Origin of the sequence: Endozoicomonas sp. ONNA1, assembly GCF_024606325.1 — a bacterium.
Taxonomy (GTDB): Bacteria; Pseudomonadota; Gammaproteobacteria; order Pseudomonadales; family Endozoicomonadaceae; genus Endozoicomonas_A.
Window position 1 is genome coordinate 1 of sequence record NZ_JAHHPN010000104.1, and the last position, 7,804, is coordinate 7,804.

The 7,804-nt window shown below is 44.9% G+C and carries 8 protein-coding genes; 4 read left to right on the forward strand and 4 right to left on the reverse strand.

Annotated elements, in window-relative coordinates; translation table 11 throughout:
• Positions 1-176: 176 nt before the first annotated feature.
• From KDK19_RS02330 to KDK19_RS02340, 3 genes are all read right to left on the reverse strand, one after another.
• Positions 177-1,199: a protein DA1 gene (locus tag KDK19_RS02330; protein WP_257254828.1), complete on the reverse strand. Its 1,023-nt coding sequence runs from the start codon at positions 1,197-1,199 to the stop codon at positions 177-179.
• A 67-nt stretch (positions 1,200-1,266) separates the two neighbouring features.
• On the reverse strand, positions 1,267-2,385 hold the full coding sequence (locus tag KDK19_RS02335; protein ID WP_257254827.1) for a tyrosine-type recombinase/integrase: 1,119 nt from the start codon (positions 2,383-2,385) through the stop codon (positions 1,267-1,269).
• Positions 2,382-3,467, reverse strand: a complete 1,086-nt coding sequence (locus tag KDK19_RS02340; protein ID WP_257254826.1) for a DNA-binding protein — start codon at positions 3,465-3,467, stop codon at positions 2,382-2,384. Before KDK19_RS02340 ends, KDK19_RS02335 begins: the two co-directional genes overlap by 4 nt.
• Before the next feature lie 196 nt (positions 3,468-3,663).
• On the opposite strand from KDK19_RS02340, the gene KDK19_RS02345 reads away from it, so the two are divergent.
• Positions 3,664-3,966 (forward strand): high-potential iron-sulfur protein, encoded by a 303-nt coding sequence (locus KDK19_RS02345; RefSeq protein ID WP_257291271.1) that lies wholly within the window; start codon positions 3,664-3,666, stop codon positions 3,964-3,966.
• 203 nt (positions 3,967-4,169) lie between these two features.
• Here KDK19_RS02345 and KDK19_RS02350 read toward each other — a convergent pair whose 3' ends face one another.
• Entirely contained in the window at positions 4,170-4,499 is a 330-nt protein-coding gene (locus KDK19_RS02350; protein ID WP_034841414.1) for a MarR family winged helix-turn-helix transcriptional regulator, read from the reverse strand.
• A 235-nt stretch (positions 4,500-4,734) separates the two neighbouring features.
• Here KDK19_RS02350 and galU point away from each other — a divergent pair, with 235 nt between their 5' ends.
• From galU to KDK19_RS02365, 3 genes are all read left to right on the forward strand, one after another.
• On the forward strand, positions 4,735-5,571 hold the full coding sequence (gene galU, locus KDK19_RS02355) for a UTP--glucose-1-phosphate uridylyltransferase GalU (RefSeq protein WP_257254824.1): 837 nt from the start codon (positions 4,735-4,737) through the stop codon (positions 5,569-5,571).
• Positions 5,572-5,965: 394 nt separating this feature from the next.
• Entirely contained in the window at positions 5,966-6,457 is a 492-nt protein-coding gene (locus KDK19_RS02360) for a hypothetical protein (RefSeq protein ID WP_257279501.1), read from the forward strand.
• A 229-nt stretch (positions 6,458-6,686) separates the two neighbouring features.
• A partial coding sequence (locus KDK19_RS02365; protein WP_257291272.1) for a hypothetical protein occupies positions 6,687-7,804 on the forward strand: 1,118 nt, incomplete at its 3' end.

Genomic DNA, 7,804 nt, shown 5'->3' on the forward strand with positions numbered 1-7,804 from the left:
TATGCAGTGGACTGCAACTCCATTTAGACCGGTTCGACTCCGGTACTCGCCTCCATTCTCTCTAAAATATCGCTTTACTAATCACTCCCGAACAATGCATGCCATCTTAGTATGTATGACTATTATCTATTTCTTTTTTAACCTTTCGATAAGTTTAACAAGAATTGCGCAGCCATTCAGTGATAGAAGAAGGCAGACCAACGGGTAGGAAACTCTCGCCGTTCCTTGATAAATTGCAACAGGGTTTTCAAGGGCATTAATTTCAGGGAGGCTCTGGCTTTCTGAAAACCGAGACCGTAGATAGGGTCGTCACTTGTTTCTATGGCTATTCTCCGGAATTCTGCATCTTTTGTGGCCTGATTTTTCAACCAGATGTACTCCATCATGACACACATGCCTTCTTCGACTTCCAGTGGCAGGTCACGATAGTTGTTATAGAAGAGCCAGGCGTGGGTTAACTCATGGATGGCTACGGTTCGAAAATGTTCCTCCGGCAAATGCTTTTGAATCAGAATATCGTTGAACTCTCTGGCGATCACCTGGCCATTGGGTGTTGTAGAGGTACTCCATCGGGTTAGTCCCAGTATCGGCCTTTCATTATGAAAGTTATGTCGGCTGGCTTCCCGAAGTTCATCACGGCCACAGAGTGTTAGTGGGGTATTGGATTGATGTAGATTCAATCCTACAGAAGATAGGGCAGAGCGCATCTGCTCCATGATTCTGTCTCCCTGTTCCTGGTTGACTACGCCGCGTAGATTGCAGAGGTTGCAAATCACCAGTCCATCCGGGAAGGACATTCCGCCATCGGTGATGTTTTTGCACACTATCCGACTGCAACTTGAGCAAGTGGTGTAGTCCTGGTGTGTGTCGCAAAAGGTATTACCCCAAAAATCCATTAAATAATATTCATGGAGGGGCTTGCGACAGACGGCACAGAGCGGGTTATTCTGTTTTTGGTAGCAGTCCGGATGCCAGGGCATACCATCGTTTTCTATGTATCTGTCGTTGATGGTTTTTCGGCATCCGGGGCATTTCAGGCAGCGTGGATGGAAAGGTCGGCCATTAAAGCCAACAAATGATTTGTTTAGCAGAGGCTTTTTGCAGGTTCGACAATTAAAACAGTGCAGGTGCCAGTGACTGCCCAAGGCTTCCAGGCCATTTCCATGGATTGGCTTTCGGCAGCTCTTACAGAAATTCATGTCCTTCCCTGGCCATGTGATGCTCTCTCAATAACTTTAGCAGGAGCGGATTAAGGCTGTTGGTGATTCAGAGAAAATGAGTTTCCGTCATTTGTTTCAATCTCTTGGCCTCGGTGTGATAGTACTGGCTGGTGGTGTTGATGGAGTCATGGCCCGCAAAAATGGCCAGATCCTCTATCTTCATGTGACGGGCAAGGTGTGTCAGTGCAGTATGTCGCAGAGCATGGAAAGGCATAACTTTAAATCGGGTTGCCTGCTGGCTGTTGTCTGATTCAGAGGCGCAGAAATCCATAAAACTTTGCCACCAGAAACGCAGACCTCTGGAGGAAAGTCCGCCTATTTTGCCCTGAATTCTGCGCGTCCTTGGGGCCAATGGGAAATTGTCCCCTGACAGACCTTCACACTGAACACTATGTCTGAATGCCCTGATCTCTTCAATGAGCTTATTGTTTAGTGGTAGCTGACGGCGCTTTCGACCTTTCCCCAGGATGCTGAGAAAGTAGCCTCCCTCAATACCTGGATGAATATCATTACAGCTGTGTTCGGTCATTTCAGACTCTCGAAGCCCGAGGCTGTAGCCCAGCATGATGATATAACGTGTTCTTGCTGACTCTGATTTGGATACGTGCTCACTTTGCGTTTGTAGCTCGAGGCAATTCAGCAAGTGTTGCCATTCTTCTTCATGGAAGAAGCGGATAGTAGAAGTACCTCGGGCCAGCTTTTCTCCGGAACGAATCAAAGAAACAGCGGGATTGCCCAGCGTGTATCGATTTTTCTCCAGGAAAGAAAAGAAAGATGAGAGTACATCAATCACCTGATCGGTGCTTTTTCCGGGTTTGATAGACGCTTTAAAGAGTATTCTTTCGGGTTGCCCGGGGAGAACACCTTGCTCTAACCAGCGATCCGGCAGATTTTGTATATGATGAAGATACATCTGAAGATGCTTTAGACGAACTTCCTTATAGCTCGCCCCAATATCTTGATATAACCAGGCGCTGAAACGCAGGATTTCTCTCTCGTAGCGTCTGAGTGTCTCGTTAGAACGAGCTGCGGATTTGTTCAAAAACAGAGTAAGAATTTCACTGTCATTGACAGCGCCTGTCATATCAGTACTTAACGATGATGGGTTGTACTGATGGTCACTCCCGGGAAGATTCAGAAGTTCTGAAAGAGCAGGTAAGTTCATGACTTATTTTCTTTGTTTTGTTCAATGGTGAGTTTTAGGGCATCGTTATAGCCCTTGAGCCGTGCAACTTCATGCTCCAGTGTTCTTGTTGAATCAAGCTCTTTCTGTAATGACAGGTTTTTGAGCTCAAGGGCTGCTTGCTGCTTCCTGCACTCTTTAATAGCATCCTGATCATGCCGGGCCTTATGTTCTGCATCTAATAGCTGCCGCACTGCGCTGGAAAGGGCCTCGGCAGGGAGGTTCAGAAGCAATGTTATTTCCTTGATAACTTGAAGCAGTGGCTTTGATTCTTTGACGATGGCCTTGTAATGATTCCTTTCTTCGCAGGCTTCGAGATGAGCTTTGGACTTGGCTTCCAATCGATATTGGATTTCATTATGCGCCTTTTCGGCAGTCAGCCCGGACTCTTTTTGTTTCACAAGCTTTGATTCAACATTGGCTCTTAGTCGACGCTCATTGTCGACGGTTTTGATCCAGTGATTGATTTGTGCCTGGTACTGGCTGTCAAGCTTTGTCTCCAAAGAGGCGAGGGCTTGGGTATGTTCTTCTTTGCTGGAAGCAATCACTGCCTCATGCTTCTTATTTTTTTCGATCTCTGTGTTTAGCTGTTCCTTCAACTGAATGATGCTTTTCTCATGCTCAGACTGTTGTTGATTTAGCCTCTCTCCACTTTCTCGTAACACCTTATTTTCATCCGTCAACTGCTCCAACTGCTGTTTTAGATTCATTCCTTCCTCAGTCAGCTTCTGTACTACTTGTTGTAGTTCATCAATTTCCTGGTTGGCCTGATCTTCAAAATCACGTTGCGAGGCGGTTGCATCATGTTTCCATTGGATGAGTGAGCGTTTTAGCACACGCACCAAATCAGCAGGGAGCTCATCATCGACCTCTTTCTGGGCATCATCCAGAAAGCGCCATTCATTGTAATAGGGCAACACCGTCTGTTTCCCCATTTTGGCAATTCGGGCCAGCTTATCGGCATTAATACGTTCGCCTCTGGTTTTGAGGTCGTCCAGAACTCTGAAAACAAGCTCTCTACGCTGAATATCCTTCTGATTCTCGCCGTTGGCCTTGTTATCCATGATTTCATACCCGTTTCTGAACCATTAATACCAGTATTATAATACTGGTATTAATGGTATTAAAGTTTTTTAATTACTACCGGTAACTGAACTTACCGGTAGTAAGAAATAGTTTTTTAGAGAAAGAAAAAGATCTGCTTTGAATTGGATTGCGTACAAAAGAATTCTGTCAAACGACACACGATGAGGACTAAAAATGGATAGAAGAAAGTTTATCCAACTGGGACTGGTTTGCGGCTTAATCCCTTTAGTTGTAATCGACACTGCTGCAGCACCAGCCCCTACAGACGAAGTTCAGGAAGACGAGCCACAGGCTAAAGCACTTAACTACGTAAAGAAGGCTTCTGAGGCCAAGGGTAATCCAAAATATAAGGAAGGGGATGTCTGTAAAAACTGTATGTTCTTTGAGTCCGCTAAGAATAATGGCTGTACACTGTTTGCCGGTCGCAGAGTAGAAGAGGGTGGCTGGTGCGCAGCCTGGGCGGCAAGACCCAACTGATCAGACTGACTGGGTATACGCTTTGATGATTAGGGCCTGCTTAAGAGAAGCTCGGGAGAGTCATGAATTAAGCAGGTACTAAAGATCCATCTGGTGGAACCAACAAAAAACGGGCGTAAGGCATACAGAATTGAGGGCTCAAGCTGGAATATCGTACTAGTTAAAACACCCATCAGCAGCATTCCTGAGCCCAAAAGGAAGCGTCATTTAATATAGCGCGCTTTTGATTTTATTTTCTCGACCAGCTTTTTACCTTTGGGGGTTAAGGTCAGCTTGAAATAACGTCCATCGTCCTCATGTTGAGCTTTTTTAATAAGACCCAGACCAGGACGGTCGTGACGACCTTCACCCAGACGCTTCACACTGACAGCGATATCACTGGGCGTGCCGCAGGTCAGCTTTTCAGCATTCACCAGGTCAGTTATAGTTTCACCGGGATTTTCAGCCACTACCAGTAAGATTTGCCACTGGATAATAGTTAGTGGGTATTCCTGAAGTAGGTGGGTAAGTTTAATCAGACCTTTAAGTGTCATTATTAATCTACCTTTAAGTTAGGTTATGGGTACGCTGTGAGCTTAAGGCGTCGTATACTTCTTTTTCTTCGGCCTCTAAAGCAATACTGCACAACGGGTGCAACAACAGAGGTACCAGAACAAATATTAGACAGTTTTATACTGATCTGGCAAATTTTAAGAGTCAGGTCGTCTATTTTAATACAAAGATAACGTGGCTGTTATGCTTTGAAACAACCAAGGGCACTGTTAACCCATGATCAAGAAATGCCTTTTTCCTGCCGCTGGTTACGGTACGCGCTTCCTGCCTGCGACCAAGTCTATGCCTAAGGAAATGATGCCCATCGTCAATAAACCCCTGATTGAGTATGGCGTTGACGAAGCCTTACAAAGTGGTCTGCATGAGATTTGCATCGTTACAGGCCGTGGTAAACGGGCTCTAGACGACCATTTCGATATTAATTATGAACTGGAACACCAGATTCAGGGAACAGCCAAGGAAGAAACCCTTTCGGGTATTCGAGGCTTGATGGACGAATGTACGTTTTCCTATACACGTCAGCGTGAAATGAAAGGACTGGGTCATGCCATCCTGACCGGAGAAACCCTGATTGGAGATGAGCCGTTTGCTGTCGTTTTAGCCGATGATCTTTGCATTAATCTTGAGGGAACAGGTGTTCTGTCCCAGATGGTTAAACTTTACAAGCAATTCCGTTGCAGTATCGTCGCCATTGAAGAAGTGCCTGTCGACGAGGCTTGCAAGTATGGGGTCATCAGCGGTGAAATGATCAAGCCCGGGCTTTACCGTGTTGAAGATATGGTTGAAAAACCAGCTCAAGGTGAAGCACCCAGTAACATGGCCATTATTGGCCGCTATATTCTGACGCCTGACATCTTCGATATAATCAGAGAAACTCCGCCTGGCAGTAATGGTGAAATCCAGATTACAGACGCTCTGCGTGAACAATGCAAGACCGGTCTGGTTCTCGCCTATAAGTTCAAGGGAACTCGCTTTGACTGTGGCAGTATTGAAGGTTACATAGAAGCGACTAATTTCTGCTTTGAGAATGTCTATAAGGCAGAGTCCAGGTAAATCGGTGAAGTGGAAGTTCATCTTTTGAGATCGGCAAAGACTGAGAGTTAAGAGAAATTCCAGATAATGACACCGGCATGCAGTGCCGGTTTCTTTGATAATCATAAGTTCGCATAATATATATTATGTTAAATAACTAATATCAGCCGAAAACTGATTTCCCCGCAATGTTCGTCAGACATTTCTTAGTAACCAGTCCCATCAAGTCTGCCATGGCTCAGTGTCAAGCGTTTCGTACTTGGATATATTCAAGACACCAGATTCTCTTCTTCTGCTCAACCGTCAGTTCTGCAACTCTTTTTTTTGGAACTTTCGTTTAATTCACTGGTCGATATTTACAAGCACTCTTTGAAAGTAACTTACCTTCGTACTGAGTAAAAATTGGAGAAAAACGATGGATCGATTAGCTAATACCCCATGTGATCAGAGAAAAAATGCCTCTGCTTACACTGCTAAAGGTGCTGCTACAGTTGATGCTACAGAGAGTACAGGCAATCTCTCCGGTAGACCTGTCAGCACTGTCGGTGATGAGGCATTTGAAGTCAATCGCGTAAATTTCGCACCAGATACCGTAACAGGAACATCCTCAACGAATGCAGACTCGAAAGCTGCGGTAAGCCAAACGCCCTCTCTAAAGGTGTTTCACCAATGGTTTGAGGAGAAACATGTTAAGACTGCGCTGGAGATGCGCAAACTTGAAAGGTCTGAAAAAATACTGCTGAAAATGAGTCACAAGCAACTTGATACCAGTGAGGACAGGCTCACCCAGCCCTGTGGGGATTTTAAAATCGACTCGGCTCTGGTGGATCTCTGGAAGTCGATGGACAAACGTGAAAGGGCTGCAAAACTGCAGCAGAACATGATGGCAAGCACATCGCGACAATGAGGACAGCCTGAGCCGGTCCTGTCTTACTGAGAACCCACCTCCTCTGCCTGGCCTGGCCCACTGAGGCGTGGTAGATACGTACATCTACTCCATCGTCAGAATCATCAGGGCGAAAGAACCCACTTGTTTTGCTACCCCTTTGTTGTGGAACTTTCGTTAAATTTGCTGGTCAATATGACACATGTTCTTTGTTCATGAATAAAGACAAATAAAGATGGAGAAAAAAACGATGGATCAATTACCACCATATCAGGGACAAAGTCCCAAACCGAACAGCGTTGAAGCCAGTACTTTAGATTACACTGCCATGAGTCAAGGCAATGCCTACGGCAAAACCGTCAGCCTTTTCAGAGGTGGGCCATCTGGGGTCAGTCAGGCAGATTTCACATCCGATCCTGCAGCAAGACAAAAAGATCAAAAAGAGACCGGAATTTCCTCCAGAGCAGTTGCTTTTGGTGTAAACGCTTTTGAAGCGGCTGAGCGCAAACCAAAACTGGACTTTACCGATTCCAAAAGTGTTGTCCCTATTTACTGTCAAGGGATTTTTAAGGCAGAAGCTCATCCCGGCAAGAAGTCTGAGCTTAGTAGTAGACCAACTGAATGCCGTGATATTTGCGATATTTCAGAAGACTCAATAGTTGGATTAATCAATTATCATAAGTATATGGTTAAGCCTAAAGATCGCTTAGCCGGTGACGTCGTAACATATGCTCCATTATTGTCGTCAGAGTTTGATGAGGTTCGCAGTTTTCTTGAGGACGACTTAAATCTTGATCCAAAAGACACTGTTATCATTGATGCAGGATCAGGGCCTTTTTGTTATCACAGTGCGCTATTTGCCGTGGCTGGCTTTACTGTAAGACCTTACGACTATTCACCTGCCCGAAGTCTTTACTGTAAAGAAGATCATGGCGTAGCAGAGAAAAATCTTTCTCCATTTCTTAAGGTCAATGATAAAGATTTGACGAGCGATGATATTACTCCCTCGTTTTTTGATAAGAACTCAGTATTATTTATGAGTTTCCCTGACCTGCCAGGGCATCCTATTAGCTTGCCTCTGGTAAAAAAATACACTGAATCGGAAGCATTGAATAAAGTAGTTGTTCTTCTTATTGGCATTGATGACGAACATGAGTGTAACTTTGGTTCCGTGTCAAAAGAGACAATGGATTTTCTCAAAGAAAACTATGAATTACGTTGTAATTGTCCCACGCGAGGGGTTTTGTTACAGAGTTCACTGGCGCAAATCTATGTGAAGAGAGGAGTCAATCGCGCAGATTTCACATCGTGTCCCGTAACAAGGAAAAACACGAATATCGCTAAAGATAGAATGCGTAAAGCTTTCAT